The sequence below is a fragment of the Actinophytocola sp. genome (assembly GCF_035634895.1).
GTDB lineage: Bacteria > Actinomycetota > Actinomycetes > Mycobacteriales > Pseudonocardiaceae > Actinophytocola.
In genome coordinates, this window is record NZ_DASQCC010000077.1 from 1 (window position 1) to 20,283 (window position 20,283).

At 69.7% G+C, this 20,283-nt stretch carries 11 protein-coding genes and 2 pseudogenes; 7 read left to right on the forward strand and 6 right to left on the reverse strand.

What is annotated here, in order from left to right; genetic code table 11:
• A pseudogene (locus VET29_RS10840) lies at window positions 1–423 on the forward strand (hypothetical protein); the annotation flags it as partial.
• 368 nt (window positions 424–791) lie between these two features.
• On the opposite strand, the gene VET29_RS10845 reads toward VET29_RS10840, so the two are convergent.
• From VET29_RS10845 to VET29_RS10860, 4 genes are all read right to left on the reverse strand, one after another.
• Entirely contained in the window at window positions 792–1,817 is a 1,026-nt protein-coding gene (locus VET29_RS10845; protein WP_324918581.1) for a hypothetical protein, read from the reverse strand.
• Entirely contained in the window at window positions 1,814–6,055 is a 4,242-nt protein-coding gene (locus VET29_RS10850; protein ID WP_324918585.1) for a hypothetical protein, read from the reverse strand. Before VET29_RS10850 ends, VET29_RS10845 begins: the two co-directional genes overlap by 4 nt.
• Before the next feature lie 177 nt (window positions 6,056–6,232).
• Complete coding sequence (locus tag VET29_RS10855; protein WP_324918588.1) at window positions 6,233–7,186, reverse strand: cyclase family protein; 954 nt, start codon at window positions 7,184–7,186, stop codon at window positions 6,233–6,235.
• 153 nt (window positions 7,187–7,339) lie between these two features.
• Complete coding sequence (locus VET29_RS10860) at window positions 7,340–7,498, reverse strand: hypothetical protein (RefSeq protein ID WP_324918591.1); 159 nt, start codon at window positions 7,496–7,498, stop codon at window positions 7,340–7,342.
• A gap of 146 nt (window positions 7,499–7,644) precedes the next feature.
• Between VET29_RS10860 and VET29_RS10865 the strand changes: the two are divergent.
• From VET29_RS10865 to VET29_RS10890, 6 genes and pseudogenes are all read left to right on the forward strand, one after another.
• Window positions 7,645–7,920, forward strand: a pseudogene (locus VET29_RS10865) (ArsB/NhaD family transporter); the annotation flags it as partial.
• Between the two features lie 204 nt (window positions 7,921–8,124).
• Window positions 8,125–8,739 carry a hypothetical protein gene (locus VET29_RS10870; RefSeq protein WP_324918594.1) on the forward strand — a complete coding sequence of 205 codons (615 nt, stop codon included), beginning with the start codon at window positions 8,125–8,127 and terminating at the stop codon, window positions 8,737–8,739.
• A 441-nt stretch (window positions 8,740–9,180) separates the two neighbouring features.
• Window positions 9,181–10,116 (forward strand): TauD/TfdA family dioxygenase, encoded by a 936-nt coding sequence (locus VET29_RS10875; RefSeq protein WP_324918598.1) that lies wholly within the window; start codon window positions 9,181–9,183, stop codon window positions 10,114–10,116.
• Between the two features lie 14 nt (window positions 10,117–10,130).
• Window positions 10,131–11,093, forward strand: a complete 963-nt coding sequence (locus VET29_RS10880; RefSeq protein ID WP_324918601.1) for a TauD/TfdA family dioxygenase — start codon at window positions 10,131–10,133, stop codon at window positions 11,091–11,093.
• A complete protein-coding gene (locus tag VET29_RS10885) occupies window positions 11,093–11,863 on the forward strand; it encodes a thioesterase II family protein (protein WP_324918605.1) in 771 nt (256 codons plus the stop codon). The genes VET29_RS10880 and VET29_RS10885 overlap by 1 nt, the downstream gene beginning before the upstream one ends.
• A 17-nt stretch (window positions 11,864–11,880) precedes the next feature.
• Entirely contained in the window at window positions 11,881–18,225 is a 6,345-nt protein-coding gene (locus tag VET29_RS10890; protein WP_324918608.1) for a non-ribosomal peptide synthetase, read from the forward strand.
• Between the two features lie 369 nt (window positions 18,226–18,594).
• Here VET29_RS10890 and VET29_RS10895 read toward each other — a convergent pair whose 3' ends face one another.
• The gene (locus VET29_RS10895) at window positions 18,595–20,001 is read right to left on the reverse strand and encodes a cation:proton antiporter (RefSeq protein ID WP_324918611.1); all 1,407 of its coding nucleotides are present in this window, start codon (window positions 19,999–20,001) and stop codon (window positions 18,595–18,597) included.
• A gap of 67 nt (window positions 20,002–20,068) precedes the next feature.
• Window positions 20,069–20,281 carry an MbtH family protein gene (locus VET29_RS10900; protein ID WP_324918614.1) on the reverse strand — a complete coding sequence of 71 codons (213 nt, stop codon included), beginning with the start codon at window positions 20,279–20,281 and terminating at the stop codon, window positions 20,069–20,071.
• Between the last annotated feature and the right edge of the window lie 2 nt (window positions 20,282–20,283).

Consider the following 20,283-nt stretch of genomic DNA (forward strand, 5'->3'; position numbering starts at 1 on the left):
GCCGCTTCGGTCACCGTCGCCGCGACGACGACCACGACTTCCTATGTGGCGGCGGCCTGGCTCCCGGCAGGCGGGGTGTTCCTGAACGTCTCCCTGGACGACGCCACCGAGGACCTGTTGCTGACGTGCGACCACCTCTTCGTGGACGACTGGGAACTGGTCAGCGAGGACGAGACCCGGCTGCTCGGCAGGCTCGCGCATACGGGCCGCGTCACCGGTCCGGACGAGCTGGCGCCCCCCGGTGGCCGTGCCGTGGACGCGGACCTGGCCACCCTCCTGGCCGGCGCCTACCCCCGCCCCATCACGCCCGACGACCGCGTCGTGATCAACCCGTTCGGCATGGGCGTCCACGACATCGCCCTGGCCTCCCACGTCCACACCGCGGCCCGCGAACGGGAGGTGGGCACCCTTCTGCCCCGCTGAGGCTCCCGGGGGGCGAGAACATCCCGACGCGCCGCCTCGGCGAACCCGTCCACCGGATCCCCGCGCGGTCCAAGTGGGTCACGGCCCCCAGCGTGCACCATGCACGACCGGATAGGCGTTGAACTCGAGAAGGCGCCATCTTTGACTGACGAGGCCGCACCGCGGCTCATGATTTCGGTATGCCATTGAAATGTGTCGCCAAACCCTCGCGAGTGGACGGGTTCATATCAATGCGCGCCGCGCCGAGGCCAGCCGCAAGACGTGGCGGGGGGCGCACAGAACGGCCGGAACATGCTGAGCCTACGGGTGGGGTCGAAGCTGCTCGTTCCTGGGCTTCCGTGGGCACGGCCGGTAACGGAGGCGCCTGGTCAGTCGGTTTCGTTCAGGTCGGCTTCCGCGTCGCCGCCAGGAAGCAGGTCGAGTAGCTGCTGGCGTTCCGGCTCGGGGATGCGTTCCGTGACGGCCTTACGGGCCGCGGCCGGGGCGACGGTGGCCAGGTCGCGCAGTAGCCCGGGTCGCATCGAGGCGCGTTGTTGTGTGGCCAGGTAGGCGATCCTGTCCGCCCATTCCGGATTGGCCTGGACTAGCGCGCTTGCGTTGGTCCAGAGCCACTTCGGATCGTGGTCGAGCAGCGTGCCCGCGGTGTCGTACGGGCCGACGCCCGCCAGCGCCAGCTCCTTGGCCAGGGCCAGCGCGGGCCGGTCGGCGGCCCGGCCGGTAGCCAGGAGACGGGTGTGCAGTACGAGCACTGCGTCGTCGAGCAGCGACACGGACGGTGTGCTCGGGTGGGGGGTTTCCGCAAGCCAGTCCCGGCGTGCGGTCACCATGGCGGTGATGCGTTCCGCGCCGGGCGCCTTCCGCTCGGTGGTGAAGAAGTCGAGAGCGCCCGTGACCAGGCGTGGATCGGTGGTGTACAACAGCTCGGCGATCGCCGAGCTCAGTGCCGCCGCCCGTTCCCGGGAAAGCAGGTGGTACAGCCGGACCAGCCACGCCTGGCGGAGGTCGATGCCGGGCGGGTGGAACGGCTCCTCCAGCACGGCGGCGGCGGCGACCGCGCCCCAGTCGGTCCCGGCGTCCAGCCGCACGCCGTCCAGAACCACCGGCAGCGTCAGGTTCGGATGACCGGCGCAGTACCAGCGAAGTTTTTCCGCGTACAGGTCCTCCGGCTCGCCGCCGACCCAGTAGGTCCAGGTCTCCAGGTGCTGCTGGCAGGCGCACCAGTAGCGGCGGACCGTGTGGCCCGGCTGCCCGTCCGACCGCACCGCCTCCCCGCAGTCCGGGCAGCGCAGGTTGTTGCAGCCGACCGCGACGGCCCAGCCGACTTCGAAGGCTTCGACCGGCAGCCAGTAGTCCGCTCCGACCAGTTGCGGTTGGGGGCGGCACTTTCTCGTCACTTGGCGCTGCCCTTCCCCGGTGCTTTCGCCTCGTCGGGGAACTTACCGTCGCCGTAGGAGCGCAACTCCGCTTCGCCGAGCGGCTTGATGTTCCGGTACATCCTCCGGCTCTTGTCGTACGTGGGGCCGAACGGCTCAGCGGCGGCCAGGATCTCGACCAGCGAGTGGTGCCGGTAGCCGAGCAGGAAGCCGATGCAGGCCAGCCTGGTGTCGTACTTGTCGGCCTTGAACACGACCGCCACGTTCATCATCGCGTTGGTGGTTCCGGACGGGCCCGCGGCCACCGGGATGCCGAGCCTCTGCATCTGCCGCGCCCACTCCTTTGCCCTTCTGCCCGGCTCGCCCGTTGCGAACTCGCCGCCCTTCCTGATCCGCCAGTCCTTGGAGCCGGCCTCCCACTTCAGTTTGTGCAGGGCCTGGTCCCAATCCTTCTGGAGCGTCCGCTGCTGCGCCACCTCGCGCGGGCTCATCGGCAGCCCGAGTTCGTCGGCCCGCAGGCCGACCTTCCTGCTCACGCTCGCGCCCCGTTTGATTCTCGCCTCTGCCTGGAACTCGACGTCTGATCCTTTCCGCTTGGGGGTCATGGCGTCCCGGACCTTGCTCCCGGGGGTCTGCACGGCTTTCGCCAGGGTCATCAGCTGCTGCAGGTCCAGGTCCACCGCGATGACCCAGCCCGTCACAGTGTCCTTCAAGTCCCCGAACCCCTTCGAATGGACGAGATCGTCACCCAGCACGTTGCTGTAGAAGCTGATGATGTGGGTGAATCGCTCGGACAGCTCGCCACCGTCGAAGACCGCCATGACCGGCTCCATCAGCATCACCTGCTTCGCGGCTTCGTCCTTCTCCGCCTCCACGGCTTCGAGATTGACCACCGATCCGGCCCGGATCGCCAGTTCGACGTTCTCGGCCGCGATCTTCTTGATCAGCGCGTGCAGCTTCGTGTTCGCGTAGTCCCAGCTGCCCGCGGCCTCGATGAGGTACTTTCTCACCTTCGCGGCCATGCCCGCCAGCGCGGACTTCGCGTTTTCATGCACGGCCGCCTTCGCGCCCAGCCTCTCCTCGAACTTCTTCGCGTCCGCCTTGAAGTTCGGGTTGTCGCCGCCGTCGGTCTCCTTCGTGGTCGGCCCGGTCATCTCCGGGTTGATCACGCCGTGGACCGCCCATCGGCCGCTCTGTTCCACCGGCCGGAGCACGGACAGGCCGTACCGGATGCGGATCACGGTCAGCAGAGGCTCGATCAGGCGGCGCCCGACCGCGCGCCCGCGCAACCGGTTGACCGCGCGGACCCCGGCCGTGACCGCGGCGTGCAACCGTCTGCGCTGGCCGTCCGGTGTGTTGTCCCTGCGGCTGACCCGGTCCCTGGGGCGCCGCGGCCGGCCCGGTCTGCGTGCCCCCGTCGGCCTTCTGTGGCGCGACGGCCGGTCGCGGCGGGCCTTGAGCTTCGCCCATAGCTTCTTGATCAGGCCGGTGATCTTGTCGATGACCCAGTCGATGGCGCGGTTGACCGGGCGGGCGATCTTCTGGAAGACCTGTTTGACCTTGCCGGCGATGCCGCCGATGCCCAGGAGGGCCGCCAGGGCGCCGATGAGTACCGGGATCGCGCGGGCGAGGGCGCGTTCCACCAGAGCGGGAACGCCGCCTGTGCCGCCTCGGGCGATGGCCAGTACCGCGTCCAGGACGGCGTTGACGAAGTCGATGATCTGGCGGGCGTTGGTGACGATGAAGCGGATGATGTCGATGATCATCTTGCAGGCGCGGATGAACGCGGACGCGGGGTTGAACAGCGACACGATCCAGGTGATGCCCGCGATGATGATGGTGGGGAGCAGGAACGAGACCAGGTTGCTGATCAGTTCCTTCTTGAGGTCTCCGACTCGTGTTTTCAGGTCGTCCCACATGCCGGCCACGCCTCGGCGTTTGACCTGGGAGACCAGCGGGACCGCGGTTTCCGCCGCCTGCAGTGCCCGCGGCGGGACTCTGCGTGCCAGGCGGGCGCGGATGTTGGGCCACGTGAGGCCCAGGATCATGGCGATCAGGGTGAGGATGCCGAGGATGTCGAACGTGGCTGGCAGTTGCAGGCCCATCGCTCCGCCGGTGCCGAGCAGCCAGGCCAGCACGCCTCCCTCCAGGTGGCGGCCCGCGTTGCGCATGAACAGTTTCAGGCCGCCGCCGACGCCGGTGACCAGGTTGCCGAGGAATCCGATCGGGTCTTTCAGGATGGCGCCGATGGCGGAGACGGCCTTGCGGAGCACGCCCATCAGCATGCGGCCGAGTTCGATGATGGCCTTGATGGCGCCGCCGATGGCGTCGGCTGCCTTGGCGACCAGGCCCTTGTTCTTCTCCTTCTCCGCGGCGATCTCGTCGTCGACCGACTTGACCGCCTCGGTGTACTTGGTGGCCAGGGTGTCGACCAGCTCTGTGCCCTTGTCGTTGACCGTGTCCTTCAGTTCGTCGAACTTGCCCTCGAACTCCGTCGCTGCCTCGCGGCCGATCGCTTTCAGGTCGGCCGGGAGCTTGTCGACCGCGGCCTTCAGTTCCTTGCGGCCGGCGGCGATGCGGTCCTTGGCGCGTTTCAGTTCGGCTTCTACGGTGTCGGCGATCTCGGTGATGATCTGGTCCATCGCCGCCAGGTAGTTGTCCCTTGCGCGTTCGTAGATGCGGTTGGCTTCCTCCGGGAGGCCCGCGAACAGGTCTCGCACCCAGCGGGCCTTGCCTGTCCACCCGCTGTAGCGCTCGTCCTTGTACCGCTCCATGCCCTCTTCGTGTTCGCGGGTGAAGCGGTCCCGCGCCTGCTTCTCCTTCGTGGTGAACTGGTCGTCGACCTTCTTGTCCAGGTCGGTCAGGATTTTCTCTACGTCGCACTTGGTCTGGTCGAAGACCTTCTGCAGGAGGTCGGTGACCTCTTTTCGCTTGTCCTCGTCGGTCTTCTTGGTGCCTTTCTTGCCGGTGCCCACCTGCTGGCCGGTGGTCACGCGGGTCGCGTGGATGCCGGCCATCGCGGTGGAACCCTGTGCCGCGGCGGTGTTCTTGACCTGTGTGAGCTCGCCGGCCTCGTCGGCGCGTAGCTTCTTCGGGGCGGCCTCCGAGTGGGCCTCCATCGTCTTCTTCTCTTTGACCGCCGTGTCGAACTGTGGTTCGCGGGCGTTCTTGAACGACAGCTGCTGGTCGGTGACCTGCGCGTCAGCCATCTGTTGGTTGACCTGGTCCGGGCCTGCCGACATGTCGGTGGCTGAGGGTGGCAACTGGTCCGGGGCCGCGTGAGCCGGGTTCGGGGTGCCCGGTTTGCCCGGCACTTTGTCCGTGGCCATGGGCACGACCTGTTTGGCGTCCGGTGCCGGTTCCGGCGGGGCCGCGGTGGTGTCGGCGATCTCCTGAGCTGAGGCGTCCTTGCCTTCGCCGACCTTGCCCTGGACCTCGGTCTTGACTTCTTCGGCCTTGCCCGACTCGCTGAACTTGTCCGCCTCGTCCAGGTTCTTCGGGGCCTTGTCGGCGATGGCCTTCTTGACCGCCTGGATGAACTCCTGCTTGTTGAACTCCTTGGGCTGGGCGGCGTCCATGTCCTCGGCGTGCGCTGCCTTGCCACGAGCCTCCTGGTCGTCCGCCGGGGCCTCGGCGGCTTCCTGGGCCGCCCCGGCTTCCGCGGCCGCCGGCGGGTGGCTGGCGCCGACGGTCTTCTTCTTGGCGTTCACGTCCTTCTTCAGTGCCTGGAACTTCGGGTCCGCGCCCGGCGAGCGGGGGCCGGTGTCCTTCTCCTTCTTGGTGCCCGTCTCCGGGCGTTCCTCGGGTGCCTTGTCCTTCGCCAGGTCCTTCTTGCCTGGGGCGGTGGCGGGCGGCGCCTCGGTCTTCTTGGCGGTTGGCTTGGCGGGCGGGGGTTTCTTCGGGGCAGGTTGGAGTTTGCCCGGCGCTGGGGGCACCGGGGCGAGACCGGCGGGAGTGGGCACGGCCGGCGTGGTTCCCGAAGGTGCCGTGGCCTGGTTGGCGATGGCCTGGTTGCCCACCAGGTTCTGGCCGGCCAGCATCATCTGCGCGGTCCACGCGGACGGCCTGGGCTCGGTACCCCTCGGCAGGCTGCCCATCGCCGCGGTCACGGCCGCGTTGCCCAGCTGCGCGCGGGCACGGACCACGTCCGCCGTGCCCGGGTCCATCGCACTGGGGGACTTCGGGCGGCGTAACCGGACCGCCGGCGACACGGCCGGGATGGGCGGTCGCGGACCACGGGCCTTCACAGGTGGTGGCATCGTGTGCCTTCGTAGTCAGCTCGGGGTACGAGGCCAGAGCAGGATGCCATTGCGCCCGTCGCGGCGCCGCGATCCGGGCGTTACCGGAGCGTCACGGGGCCGCCGCGACCTCCGGCCGCGCCGGCGATCGCCGCCTCCTCCACGACCGCGAATATTGCCCAGGGGATGTCACCGCGGTCAGAATGTGGCGATTGGGTTGACCGGGCTGCCGGACGTACCGGCGAAGCGGACCGGCGCGACCGCGAGGTGGAAGTCCCACTGGCCGAGCTCGGCAGCCGTCGTCGCGCACGCCTCCAGGTCACAGTTGTCGAGCAGCCACAGACCCATGGCGACGAGGCCCACGGCGTGCACCGGCATCAACACGTCGTCGTACCCCGACGGCTGAACATCCTGGGGGGTGTCCGCGCCGATCAACGCGACCCCGCGTTCATGCAGCCACGGCAGGCAGGACGCGTGCCAGCCGGCCTGCCTGAACCCGCCGGCCGCACCGGTCTCGTGCCGGACGCGGCCATGGCCGGTCCGCAGGAGTACGGCATCGCCGGGTCGCACCCGCACACCCTGGCGACGTTCGGCCTCGTCGAGATCGTCGGGGAATACGCCCTGCCCCGGTTCCAACCACGGCACGTCGCGAACCGCCGCGATGTCCAGCAGGACACCACGCGTGATGATCCCGTTCGCCGCCGCTGTGACGGCCGCCCAGGCCGAGCCCGTCGCGGCGTCGACCAACGAGTGGGACCGCCCGTTGTACATCGTGCCGTCCCAGAAGATGTGGCACGGCGAGTCGACGTGGGTGATGGTGTTGCCGTGGAACAGGATGCCGAGCCGCTCGTTCGAGAAGCCCCAGCGCCGGTCGCCGTGGAAGTGCGCCGGCATGTGCTCGGCGCCGGGCATCTCGGCGGCGCACGGGCACGTCGTCGTCGACCGCTCCATGTCCTCCGGCACGGCTATCTCCCATGCGCACGAGACGCTGCTGCCGTGGCGCACCGCCCGTGCCGCCGCGAGCCGGACGTCGTCGGTGATGTGGTTCAGAGTGCCGAGCTCGTCATCGTCGCCCCACCGGCCCCAGTTCGACAGCGTGCTGAAGTACCCGAGCACGTCGTCCTGTGTGGGCATCGGTCGCCCTGCCGTCATCCCAGCATCGACTCCTCCGGTCACGCGTCAAGCCACCAGGGCCCGCTGAACTGACATGACACTAGATCAACGCGCCAGCGGCCAGCCGGTCGTCGCCGTGCCATTTCTGTGAAGCCGTGATGTGGTGGCGGGGTAACGGCGGTACCGCCGGATTCATCGGTGGCGGGCGGTGCGTATGCCGTAGGTGATGGCGCTGGTCGCGAAGAAGAGAGCGGTGAGCAGGAGCCAGCGGACGAGGAAGGGTTCCTGGGTTTGCCCGGTGGCGGCGAGGTAGGTCTTCTGGCCCTGTCGGATGATGCCGGGCAGGAACAACAGCAGGAGTAGCCCGGAAGCCAGGGCGGGGATTCGGATGTGGTTGACGAGCCGAACCCGTCTGGTGTCGTCGCCCAGGATGTGGTGGAGCGCACCGCGTACCCGGCGAGTGCGAACGACGCGAGCAGGATGAGCAGGTGCAGGGGGTGGGCACCGTAGAGGTTCCGGAAGCGGCCGCGGGTTGGTGGGCATGTCAGTCAGTCCGGAACGCGCTGTGGTGGTCGCTGGCGCTGGGTGCGGACTTCGGCGGCAACATGACCGCCATCGGCGTGAGCGCCAACGTCGTGGTGTTGGGTATCGCGAAACGCGACGGCACCCCGATCTCGTTCTGGGAGTTCACCCGCACGGGCGCGATCGTCACCGTGATCACCGTCGCGTTGGCTGCGCCGTACCTGTGGCTGCGCTACTTCGTGTTGACGTGACCACCGCGGCTGACCCACAACCGACATCGTGTCTACGGCGGACCAGTACCGGCAGATGCCCGGAACAGACCCTCGCCTCACTATGACGGCGTTCAGGCCATCATTCCCATCCCGGCGAACAACGCGACCACGATCGGCCGGCCGTAACAGTTTCCTAAGCTTCGAACAAAGCGGATGGCACCAGGCGCGGGCTAGCATCGGCCGGTGTTCCGATCATGGTGGCCGCTCGCGGTCGTGGTGGCGTTGCCCGGGTTGCTGCTCGCCGGCTTCGGTATGACGCATCCCAGTGGGCTGCACGCTGGCAACGCGCACTGGTGGACGACGTTGCACATCCTGCTGCTGCCGGTACTTCCGCTGCTCGGGGTGTCTCTGTGGGTGCTGCTGACTCCCGCGGTTCGGCCGCTTCGCTGGGCGGGGCGACTGGCGGCCTACGGCTACGCCACGTTCTACGGTGGACTCGACGCCGTGGCGGGGATCGCCGCAGGCACGGTGGAGGATGCGTCGGGCGGCGTCTCGCCGCTGACCGGCACGCTCTTCGAGGTCGGCGACACGCTGGGCTATGTCGGGGCGTGGTCGTTTCTCGTCGGGAGTGTGTGCGTCGTAGCGGGGATCGCGCCGCGTGCGGGGTGGCGAGTGGCGCCCGGTGCGGTACTGCTGTTGGCCGCGAGCGTCTCCTTCCTCGACAGCCACCTGTTCTGGCCGCGAGGTGTGTACACGATGGTCGCCATCGCGGTTGGCATGTTCCTGCTGAGCTGGGCCACGGCACCCGCCAGTGCGGACGAACGGAACACGGCGCACGCGGATGGCTCGCCACATTGACTCCCAGTGGCGGATACGTGACCTATTTCCGGTGGTGCTTGTTTTGTTTTATTTGGCGCAGGAGCTCTACTCCCCAACGGCGTGCTCTACGCGGGTTCCCTGAACGGCTACAGGTACGCAATCGACGCCGACCGGTCAGGTACCCGTGGCGAGGGCTCGTCGAACGCCGGTCCCGCGATCGTGGGCGGCTCGGTGTACTGGGGCAACGGCTACGAACGCGCCTGCATGCGGGAGCGCCCGGTGATCGTCCTCGGCCGCCCTGAACCGCGGGCGGTGGCGGACCCACCGGGCGCCGGTGCACGCGGTGGTGACATCAAGTTGTCTCGGCAGGGTCCGGTCAATGTTCGGCCCGGTCACCGATATTGCTCGGGTATGGGTGGGTCTCGCATCGTTCGCCGTGAGCAGGCTCCGAACGGAAACCGCCAGCGAGGAGATGCGGCGATGACGGGAACGCCCTGGGCACCCACAGTAATACGGCCCGCCGACGTCGGCGTCACGGCGAACGCCGCCGGTCTGAAGGACCACCTCGAGGCCGTCGACCTCGGGGCCATGCTCGTCGAGCACAAGGCACTGGTCTGGCGCGACTTCGGGGTGGGCCGCGACGAGTTCGACGCGATGATCGACCTACTGCTGCCTGTCCGGTGGGCATACCGCCACGGCAACTCCCCGAGGACCAAGGTCGGCGACAACGTCTACACGTCGACCGAGTACCCGCCGGAGTACACGATCTCGATGCACAACGAGCTGTCCTACGCCCGGCGGTATCCCAGCCGGCTGCTGTTCTACTGCCACCAGGCCCCGGAGACCGGGGGAGCGACGCCAATCGTGGACGGCTCCCGGTGGCTCGCCGCGCTGGACGAACAGGTGCGCGCGGCGTTCTCGGGAGGCGTGCGGTACCGGCAGAACCTGCACGATGGCGTCGGGTTCGGCAAGAGCTGGCAGCAGACGTTCGAGACCGACGACCGGGACGAGGTCGAGGAATTCCTCGGCGAGACCGGTGCGGAGTGGACCTGGCGGGCCGACGGCGGACTGCGCGTGGAACAACCGGGGCCGTCGACCATCGTGGACGGACGCACCGACACGGAGGTGTGGTTCAACCAGGCCGACCAGTGGCACATCGCCGGGCTCGGTGACGACACCGCGGCGGCCCTGGCCTCGATCCTGCCCGAGGAGGACATGCCGCAGTCGGTCGTGTTCGCCGACGGCTCCCCGATCCCGGCCGAGTACGTCACCCAGATCCGTGACCGAGGGCTGTCCGAAGCGGTGGACGTGCCGTGGCGGGCCGGGGATCTCATGGTGATCGACAACGTTCTGGTCGGACACGGCAGGCGGCCGTTCACCGGTCCGCGCCGCGTCCTGGTCGCGATGGCGGGATGACGGGAGACCTTGAGGTGCTGAGTACCGAAGCCATGCTGCCCCACGTGGAGACGGGGCGGAACGACCTCTCCGAGCTAATCACCATGCTCGGCGCGGACCAGGACCGGCTGCGCCGGGAGCTCGTCACCAACGGCGCCCTGCTGTTGCGGGGTTTCGCGGTCGACGACATCCCGGCGTTCGAGTCGGTGGTGCGGGCCATGTCCGGTGAGCCGATGACCTACAACGAGCGGTCCTCACCGCGGCACGCCATCAAGGGCAACGTCTACACCTCGACCGACTACCCGGCGGACGAGGAGATCTTCCTCCACAACGAGAGCTCCTACCAGGCCGCATGGCCACGCCTGCTGTACTTCTACTGCGCCCGGGAACCCTCCGCGCAGGGCGCCACCCCGCTGGCCGACGTGCGCAGGGTGTTCCAGGCCATCCACCCAGACGTGCGCGCCGAGTTCGAGCGTCGCGGATGGATGCTCAGGCGCAACTACCGGCCCAACGTCGGCATCCCGTGGCCGGAGGCCTACGGCACGCAGGTTCCGTCCGAAGTGGACACATACTGCGCCGGGCGTGGTATCGGTACCGAGTGGATCGCCGATGACCACCTCCGCACGACGGCCGTGCGGCGCCCGTCCTACACCCACCCGGACACCGGCGAGCACGTGTGGTTCAACCACATCACGTTCTTCCACATCAGCACGCACGACGAGGAGGTGCGTGAGGGTCTGCTCGCCATGTTCGGCGAGGAGGGCCTGCCGATCAACACCTACTACGGTGACGGCGGCCGGATCCCCAACGACGTGATGGCACACCTCCGGGACTGCTACCGGTCCGAGTCACGCCGGTTCGACTGGCAGCAGGGCGATGTGCTCGTCGTGGACAACATGATGACCGCACACGCCAGGGAACCGTACGAGGGTCCACGGCGGATCGCGGTCGCGATGTGCGAGGCGCACACCTCCGACTACCTGAAGGCAGCGGACTGATGACGTGGGGAACGCCCGCTGCCCGGCGCTCGGCCTGGCTCCGGGTGTTCCACCCCCGGCCGTCGGCCGCCACGAGACTGGTGTGCTTCCCGCACGCCGGCGGTGCGGCAAGCGTGTTCCACGGCTGGGCGGACCGGCTGCCGCCGTCGACGGAGCTGGTGGCCGTTCAGTACCCCGGCCGACAGGACCGGGGTCACGAAGAACCGGTCGCCGACCTGGATACGCTGGCATCGTTGGTCGCACCCGAGGTCGAGCGGCTGCTCGACCGCCCGCTGGTCCTCTTCGGACACAGCCTCGGCGCCACCATCGCCTTCGAGGTGGCGCGGCGGCTTCGACCCCGGTTCCCGACCCCGATCTCCCGGCTGGTCGTCTCCGCCAGGGTGCCGCCGGCCGACTCCCTGCCCAGGGACTACGACTTCCGCCGCGACGAGGACGTCCGCCGCTACCTGCGGAACGTCGGTGGCCGTGCGGCGCTGGTGACCGAGAACGAGGAACTGTGGCGGGTCTCCGTGCCGGCGCTGCGCGGTGATCTGCTGATGGCCGAGAACTACCGCTACTCCGGCGGCGCCCCGTTGACCTGTCCGATCACGGTGGTCGCCGCCGAGAGCGACGAGGACTGCGGCCTCGCCGAGATGCGCGGTTGGTCCACCTACACCGTCGCCGCGGTGGACGAACACCTGCTTCCCGGCGACCACTACTACGTCGACGACCCACCGGACGAGCTGTTCGCCGTCCTGTGTCGAGCGTCGACCGCCATGGCAGACCGGTAGCGGAAATGGAGAGCCCCATGGTTCAGACCTCCGATGTGGAGACCTGGCTGCAGCGCCGTCGTGGTGGTGGGTCGGGCGGGATCCCCAGGGTCGAGCGCGGCGGCCCGCTGCCGATGTCCTTCGGCCAGGAACAGATGTGGTTCCTCAACCAGCTCACGCCGGACAGCGTCGAGTACCTGGTGCCGATCGCCATGCGCGTGCGCGGCGCGCTCGACCGCGAGGCCCTGTCCGCGGCCTGGGACGCGCTCGTCGAGCGGCACGAGATCCTGCGCACCCGGCACGTGCTCCAGGAGGGTCAACCACGTCAGCTCATCGACGACCCGGCACGGGGCCGAATGTCGTCGGTGGTGCTCGACGACGTGCCGCCGGAACACCGGGAGCGGCGGGTGACCGAGCTGCTCGCCGCCGAGACGGCGATCCCGTTCGACCTCGACCGGCAGTGGCCGGCGCGGGCGACGCTCATCGCGGTCTCCGCCACCGAACACCTGCTGCTGGTGGTGTTCCACCACATCGCGTGTGATGCGTGGTCCTCCCGGATCGCCCTGGCCGAGCTGTGGGCGTCCTACGCGGGCGGCGACGCCGCCGAGCTGCCGCCGCTCGCGGTCCAGTACGCCGACTTCGCCGGGTGGCAACGCGAGCGGCTCACCGCCGAGGTCGCGCAGCGGCAGGTCGCCTACTGGCGGAAGGCACTGGCCGGGGTTCCCCACCTGGAACTGCCGACCGACCGCCCCCGGCCGCCGGTGCGGGGCTACGCCGGCGCCGAGGTCGACTTCACCCTGCCCGAGGAGACGGGCAGGGCGGTCCTCGCGCTGGCCCGTGCCGCGCGTGCCACGCCGTTCGCCGTGCTGCTGGCCGCCTTCCAGGTGCTGCTCGCCCGCTACACCGGCAACCCCGACGTGCCGGTCGGCTCGCCGGTCTCCGTGCGGACCAGACCCGAGCTGCAGAACCTCGTCGGCAACGGGCTCAACACGCTGGTGTTCCGCACCCGGTGTGCGCCGGAGCTGACCTTCAGCGAGCTGCTCGGCGAGGTCCGGAGCACCGTGCTGGACGCGTTCGACCACAGTGCGCTGCCGTTCGCACAGGTGGTGGACGGCGTGCAACCCCACCGCGACCCGTCCCGGACCCCGCTCTACCAGGCCGTGTTCTCCTGGCACGAGACCGGATCCGGTGCGAGCGAGCCGATCGCCGGCATCGAGGTCGAGCCCGTCGAGACCGGCGGCAGCGCGGCCCGCTGTGACCTCGAGCTCCAGGTGGGGTTCGCCGACGACGGCGGACTGCGCGGCCGGTTGATCTACGCCACCGAGCTGTTCGAGGCCGCGACGGTCGAGCGGATGGCCGCCCACCTGACCCGGCTGCTCACCGGCCTGGTCGGGGACCCCGACCGGCCGCTGTCGGAGCAGGGGATGCTCGACGACGCCGAGCTGGCGTCGCTGACCGTCGCCGCCGACCCCATGCCGGCCACCGAGCACGCGCTGGCGCGGTTCGACAGTCAGGTCCGGCGCACGCCCGACGCCGTCGCGGTGGTCACCGACGACGGCGAGACCACGTTCGCCGAGCTGAGCGCGCGCGTCACGCACATCGCCCAGCGCCTGCGGGCGGCCGCCACCGGGCCGGAGGACATCGTAGGCATCCTGCTCGACCGAGGTGTCGACCTCCTGGCCTCGATGCTGGCCGCCTGGCGGGTGGGAGCCGCGTACCTGCCGATCGGCCCGGAGCTGCCGCCGCTGCGCTGGGGCACGCTGCTGTCCGACAGCGGTGCGCACCTCCTGGTCACCGACGCCGACACCGACCGGTGTGCCACCGCCGCCAAGGTCTTCGACGGTCAGCTGCTCGTCCTGGACCAGGCACCGGTGCCCGTCGCCGGCGATGCCGAACCCGCGCTGCCCGGTGTGGTCGACCTCGACGCGCTCGCCTACGTCGTCTACACGTCCGGCTCGACCGGCACGCCCAAGGGTGTCTCGGTGACCCACCGAGGGCTCGTCAACCACCTGAACTGGGTGATCGACACCTACATCGGCGACCACACCGGCGGCGCGCCGCTGTTCTCCACGGTCGCCGGGGACGTCGTCGTCCCGACGCTGTTCGCGCCGCTGCTGGTCGGCCAGCCGGTGCGGATGTTCCCGCAGGACCTGGACATGTCGGTGCTCGGTGCACGGCTCGCCGCCGCCAAGCCCTTCGCGTTCGTCAAGCTCACCCCCGGCCACCTGGAGCTGCTGTCGCACCAGCTGACCCCAGCGGAGATCGACGGCCTGGCCGCCTCGGTGGTGACCGGCGGCGACATCCTGCTCGACCATGTGGCACGGCAGTGGAACGACTGGCTCGGCGGCGGCCGGGTGGTGAACGAGTACGGCCCGACCGAGATCACCGTCGGCAACTCGACCTACCTCCCCGGTGACGGGTCTCGCGGCGGCGTCGTGCCGATCGGGCTCCCGATCCCGCACACCAGCATGTACGTCCTCGACGACGCGCTGCGACCCACGCCCGTCGGCGTGATCGGCGAGGTCTGTGTCGGCGGGGCCGGGGTGGCGCGCGGCTACCTCGGGCGTCCGGCGCAGACCGCGGCGAAGTTCGTACCGGACCCCTACGGGCCACCCGGTTCCCGGCTGTACCGCACCGGTGACCTCGGCCGGGTGCTCACGGACGGCAACGTCGAGTTCGCCGGCCGCACCGACGACCAGGTCAAGATCCGCGGCTACCGGGTGGAGCTCGGTGAGATCGAGGGAATCCTGACCGGGCACCGGGATGTCGACGAGTGCCGGGTCGCGCTGCGTGGCGACGGTGCCGACGGCGACCACCGGCAGCTGGTCGCCTACGTGGTCGGCGCGCGGGCCGACCACGTGGAGATCGCGTCCTGGCTCGCCGAGTCGCTGCCGGACCACATGGTGCCGAAGATCGTCGTACTGGACCGGATCCCGCTGACAGCCAACGGAAAGCTCGACGTAGCGCTGCTGCCGGACCTGCCGGGACCCGAGGTCGACTTCGTCGCGCCGAGGGACGAGCTGGAGGAGCGGCTCGCGCGGGCGTGGGGCGAGGCGCTGCGGGTGGACCGGGTCGGCGTGCACGACGGGTTCTTCGACGTCGGCGGGGACTCGATCCGCGCGGTGGCGTTCGTCGGCGCCCTACGGCACGCCGGCTACGACCTGAGCGTGGCCGACGTGTTCGGCCACGCGACGATCGCCAGGCTGGCCGAGCTGATCCGGGGCCGCGAGCAGGTGGCCGAGAAGCCGGGGGTCGCCCCGTTCTCGCTGATCAGCGACGCCGACCGGGCCGCCTTGCCCGACGGTGTCCAGGACGCCTATCCGCTGTCCCAGAACCAGACCGGCATGCTGTTCGAGATGCTGGCCGACGACCAGCACCCGTACCACTGCACCACCACGTTCTGGATCAAGGACCCGGCCGAGTTCTCGCTGGAGGCGATGATCGGCTCGGCGAGGTCGCTGTCGGCCCGGCACGAGGTGCTGCGCACGTCGCTGCACCTGTCCGGGTTCTCGGTGCCGATGCAGCTCGTCCACGACGACGCCCAGATGTCGGTGGGGATGCGTGACCTGCGTGGCCTGGACACCGACGAGATCGAGCGGATCGTGGCCGACCATGTCGCCTACGAACGGGCCAACCTGTTCGACTTCACCGTGCCCGGCCTGATGCGCTTCTTCTGCTTCCCGACCGACCACGACGGCTACTGGCTGTCCATCACCGAGTGCCACCCGGTCCAGGAGGGCTGGGGCTACCACTCGATGGTGATGGAGCTGCTCACCGTCTACGGCTCGCTGCGCAGGGGCGAGGAGCCCGAGCCCTACCACAAGCCGGAGGTCCGGTTCGCCGACTTCGTCGCCGAGGAGCTGGCCGCGCTGGAGTCGGTGGAGCACCGCGACTACTGGCGCGCCATCACCACCGACCACACGCCGTTCTCGCTGCCCGAGGAGTGGGGCGAACGTGCGGCGGACGGGTCCAAGCACCAGGCGATCACGGACTGGCGGGACCTCAAGCCGCGGCTGCGTGAGGTGGCCGCCGAGACCGGCGTGTCGATGAAGAGCATCATGATCTCCGCGTTCACCAAGGTGCTCGCCCAGCTGACCGACGAGGAGAACTTCCACTTCGGACTGATTACCGACGCCCGCCCGGAACGGCTGGGCGCGGACACGGTGTACGGCATGTACCTCAACACCCTGCCGTTCGCCGCGCACCGGCCGGGCGGCACCTGGCGGGACCTGCTGCTGGCCACCTTCGACCGCGAGCTGGAGATGTGGCCGCACCGGCACTTCCCCTATCCGGAGATCGTGCGGATGGCGGACAGGCGTCGGCGGATCATCGACGTGATGTTCAACTACCACGACTTCAACCAGGTGGACACCGACCTGGTCGCCGAGCGGACCGGCCTGGACGACAGCCCGACGGACTTCGGCCTCACCGTGTCGACCAGGGTGGACCTGGTCCTGGTGACCGCGGACCACCGGTGGGTCTCGCCGGCGCAGGCCGACCTGATCGCGACGACGTTCCGGCTCGCGCTGGAGGGCATCGCGCACGACCTCGACGGCGACGCCTCGGCCGCCCTGCTGCCGGCCGAACACCGGCAGTGGCTGCTCGCCGCGGCGACCGAACCCGCGAGGCCCGCGGGGAACGCCGACCCGGTGTCCCACGCGCTGACGGCCTTCGAGCAGCAGGTGGCCAGGACGCCGGACGCGGTGGCCGTGCGCTGCGGGGAGGAGGCCCTTACCTACGCCGAGCTGGACGAGCGCGCCACGCTGGCGGCGAACCGCTTGCGTGCCAACGGTTTCACGCCGGGATCGGTCGCGGGTGTCATCGCCAGGCGGGACCTGAACCTGCTGACGTCGTTGCTGGCGACCTGGAAGGCCGGTGGGGCCTACGTCCCGCTCGCGCCGACCGCGCCGTCGGATCGTTCGGCGTTCGTGCTGGCGGACTCCGGCGCGAGTTGTGTCCTGGTTCCGGCGGAGTTCCTCGGCGTGGTCCCGGACTCGTTCGCCGGGCCGAGGGTGGTGGTCGACAGCACCGCACCGGTCGAGGCGGCCGCACCGCTGCCGGCCATACCCGACGCGGTGGCGTACGTGATCTACACGTCGGGTTCGACCGGGCGGCCGAAGGGGGTGCAGGTCAGCCACCGGACGCTGGCGAACTACCTGAGTTGGGCGGTCGCCGACTACCTCGCGGCCGGTGACGGCGGTGCTCCGCTGCTGTCCGGCGTGCAGGCCGACCTGTTGGTGACCGCGATGTTCGGGCCGTTGGTGGTCGGGCAGACCGTGCACGTGCTGCCCGACGGCATCGACCTGTCCGAGCTGGGTGCCGCGCTGCTCGCCGGGGCGCCGTACAGCTTCGTCAAGCTCACCCCCGGCCATCTGGAAGTGTTGGCCCAGCAGGTGAACCGGCCGATCGCGAGGACCATGGTCGTCGGCGGCGAGGCACTGCACCGGCCGCTCGCCGAGCGCTGGGTGGACCTGCTCGACGGCGGGCGGGTGATCAACGAGTACGGCCTGACCGAGACCACCGTCGGCAACTCGGTGCAGGTCGTCGGCGGTTCCGACCGGCCGGTGGAGCCCATCGGCAGACCGATCCCGAACACCTCGATGTACGTCCTGGACGCGCGGCTCGAGCTGCTGCCGAGGGGTGCCGTCGGCGAGGTGTGCGTCGCCGGGGAAGCTCTGGCATGGGGCTACGCCAACCGCCCGGCGATGACGGCGGAACGGTTCGTGCCCAACCCGTACGGTCCGGCGGGTTCGCGCCTGTACCGCACCGGAGACCTCGGCCGGGTGCTGCCGGACGGTTCGGTCGACCTGATCGGCCGGCGGGACGGACAGGTGAAGGTCCGGGGCTACCGGGTGGAGCTGGGCGAGATCGAGTCGGTGCTCGCCGAGCACCCGGCCATCACCGAGGCCAGGGTCCTGTTGCACACCAAGGCGAACGGCGACCGGCAGCTGGTGGCCTACCTGGTGTCCTCGCCGGTGACCCTGGACGAGCTGCGCACGTGGCTGACCAACCGCCTGCCGGACTACATGTGGCCGTCCTCGCTGGTGTTCCTGGAGCGAATCCCGTTGACCAGCAACGGAAAACTGGACAGGGACGCCCTGCCCGAGCCGGAGGGAGCCGGCGCGGCCGACGAGTTCGTCGCCCCGGAGGGCCCGACGGAGGAGCTGGTGGCCTCGATCTGGTCGGAGGTCCTCGGCACCCGGGTCAGCGCCAGGACGACGTTCGTCGACCTCGGCGGCGACTCCATCCGAGCGGTGACCCTGACCGGGGCCCTGACGAACGCCGGCCTGAAGGTGACCGTGAAGGAGCTCTTCACCCACCAGACGGTCGCCGAGCTGGCCGGGATGCTGGCCGAGCGTTCGGTCGCCAACGTCGGTAGCTGACCCCACGACCCACGCCCCGAGGCCCGCTGACCGCGGACCTCGGGGCGTGTTCCATTTCTCGCCGCGTGGTCCGGGCCCGCCTCCGGACGGGTTGATCTCCCGGCCCCTCGGGCCGGGGGAGGAGATGGCCGCACGACGACCCCGCTGCCCAGAGCGAACCGAGACCGCGATCGGTCCGGGGCCCTGCCGAGCGCCGGTCCGAAGGTGACCGTGAAGGAACTCCTCAACCCACCAGACGGTCGCCGAGCCGGCCGAGCGTTCGATCGCCGACCTCCGGACGGCCCGCTGCCAACGGCTACTCGCCGACATGCCGAAACGCCGCGTCACGAGCCGACGTGGTCGGCTCGTGACGCGGCGCCGGCGCTCGGGTCAGGAGGCGTCGCTGAGGGCGCGGACCTCGCCCTCGGCCTCCTCCTGGGCGCGAGCTCGTTTGTCCAGACGGACGGCCAGAGGGGCGGTCATGGCCGTCGAGACGAGGGCCATGAGAACGAGCATCGTGAACATGGTGGGGGAGAGCACGCCGAGGTCCAGACCGACGTTGAGGACCACCAGCTCGGTCAGGCCCCGGCAGTTCATCAACGCGCCGATCTGCAGCGACCGGCTCCATCGCTCACCGACGCTGCGGGCGGCCAGTGCCGCGCTGCCCAGTTTCCCCGCCACCGCGACCACCAGGATCGCACCGCACCAGAGCCACAGGGTGGCGTCGCCGGCCAGGAGGCCGATGTCGGTTCTGAGGCCGCTGAAGGCGAAGAACAGCGGCAGCAGCAGCGCCGCGGTGAGGCCGCCGGTGTTGTCCAGCAGCCAGCTCTCCACCGCGTTCCCCCGGGGGAACACCACGCCGAAGATGAAGGCGCCGAACATCGCGTGGACGCCGATCCAGTCCGTGGCCATGGCGCACAGGAGGACACCCACCAGCGCCAGCGGAGCCAGGCGGCGCAGCGCCACCTCCTCCGTGCGGTTGAGGAACCTGACCAGCACCGGCCGCAGCAGCCAGAACAGCACCGCCACGAAGGCCGCGGTGAGGACCAGCGTCAGCAGCACGCCGGTCAACGACGACGCGGTGACCAGGGCGACCACCAGGGCCAACAGGCACCACGCCGACACGTCGTCGACCACCGCGCAGGTCAGGGCGACCACCCCGGCCTCGGTGCGGAACAGGTTGGTGTCCTTGAGAATCCTGACCAACACCGGCAGTGCGGTGATGCTCATCGACACGCCCATGAACAGCGCGAAGGCGAGGAAGCCCACCCCCTTCGGCGCGAACTCGGCATAGGCCGCCACCGCCACCGCGACGCCCAGGACGAACGGGACGGCGATGCTGACGTGGCTGACCACCACGGCGAGCTGGCCGCGGCCGCGCATCAGGCTGGTCTTCAGCTCCAGACCGGTGAGGAACACGAACAGCACCACACCGACTTGCGCCAGCACGTTCAACTGGGGCAGGATCCCCGCCGGGATCAGCGCCTCGGCACCCTGCGGCCACAACGCGCCCAGCACCGACGGGCCGAGCACGATGCCGGCCGCGATCTCGCCGATCACCGGAGGCTGGCCCATCAGCCGCATCAGGCTCCCGCCGGCCTTGCAGGCGGCGACCACGATCGCGATCGACAACAGCAGCTGCGCCAGCGGATGGCCGCCGGCGGTCTCCGCCCTGGTCGTGGTCGCCGCACCGGTGCCGCCGGTGAGCAGCACGATGCTGACCAGGACCGGCACCACGACCATCAGGGCGTAGATCCCCACGACACGCAGTGTCTTCTTAGGAACATGTTGTGCCATCGACGTCTCCTCGTGTGGGGAGTGGACTCCGAACTCCTCCGCGCCCTGTCACCGACCAGCTGGATCACTAGGCGTCCAGTTGGGCCATCCGCTCACGCAGGCTCCTGGGGCGCATGTCGACCCAGACCTTGTCGATGTGGGCGAGGCACTCGTCGCGGGTGCCCTCGGTGCCCTCCTGGCGCCAGCCGGCGGGGATCTCCCTGCCGGCCCACCAGATCGAGTACTGCTCCTCGTCGTTGAGCACGACGCGGTACTGCTCGTTGTCGTCTGACTTGTCCATCG

Bases quoted from the DNA above. Each gene is read 5' to 3' on its own strand.
- VET29_RS10850 (WP_324918585.1), bottom strand. From the start codon at position 6,055: ATGCCACCACCTGTGAAGGCCCGTGGTCCGCGACCGCCCATCCCGGCC.
- VET29_RS10855 (WP_324918588.1), bottom strand. From the start codon at position 7,186: ATGACGGCAGGGCGACCGATGCCCACACAGGACGACGTGCTCGGGTAC.
- VET29_RS10875 (WP_324918598.1), top strand. From the start codon at position 9,181: ATGACGGGAACGCCCTGGGCACCCACAGTAATACGGCCCGCCGACGTC.
- VET29_RS10885 (WP_324918605.1), top strand. From the start codon at position 11,093: ATGACGTGGGGAACGCCCGCTGCCCGGCGCTCGGCCTGGCTCCGGGTG.
- VET29_RS10890 (WP_324918608.1), top strand. From the start codon at position 11,881: ATGGTTCAGACCTCCGATGTGGAGACCTGGCTGCAGCGCCGTCGTGGT.
- VET29_RS10895 (WP_324918611.1), bottom strand. From the start codon at position 20,001: ATGGCACAACATGTTCCTAAGAAGACACTGCGTGTCGTGGGGATCTAC.
- VET29_RS10900 (WP_324918614.1), bottom strand. From the start codon at position 20,281: ATGGACAAGTCAGACGACAACGAGCAGTACCGCGTCGTGCTCAACGAC.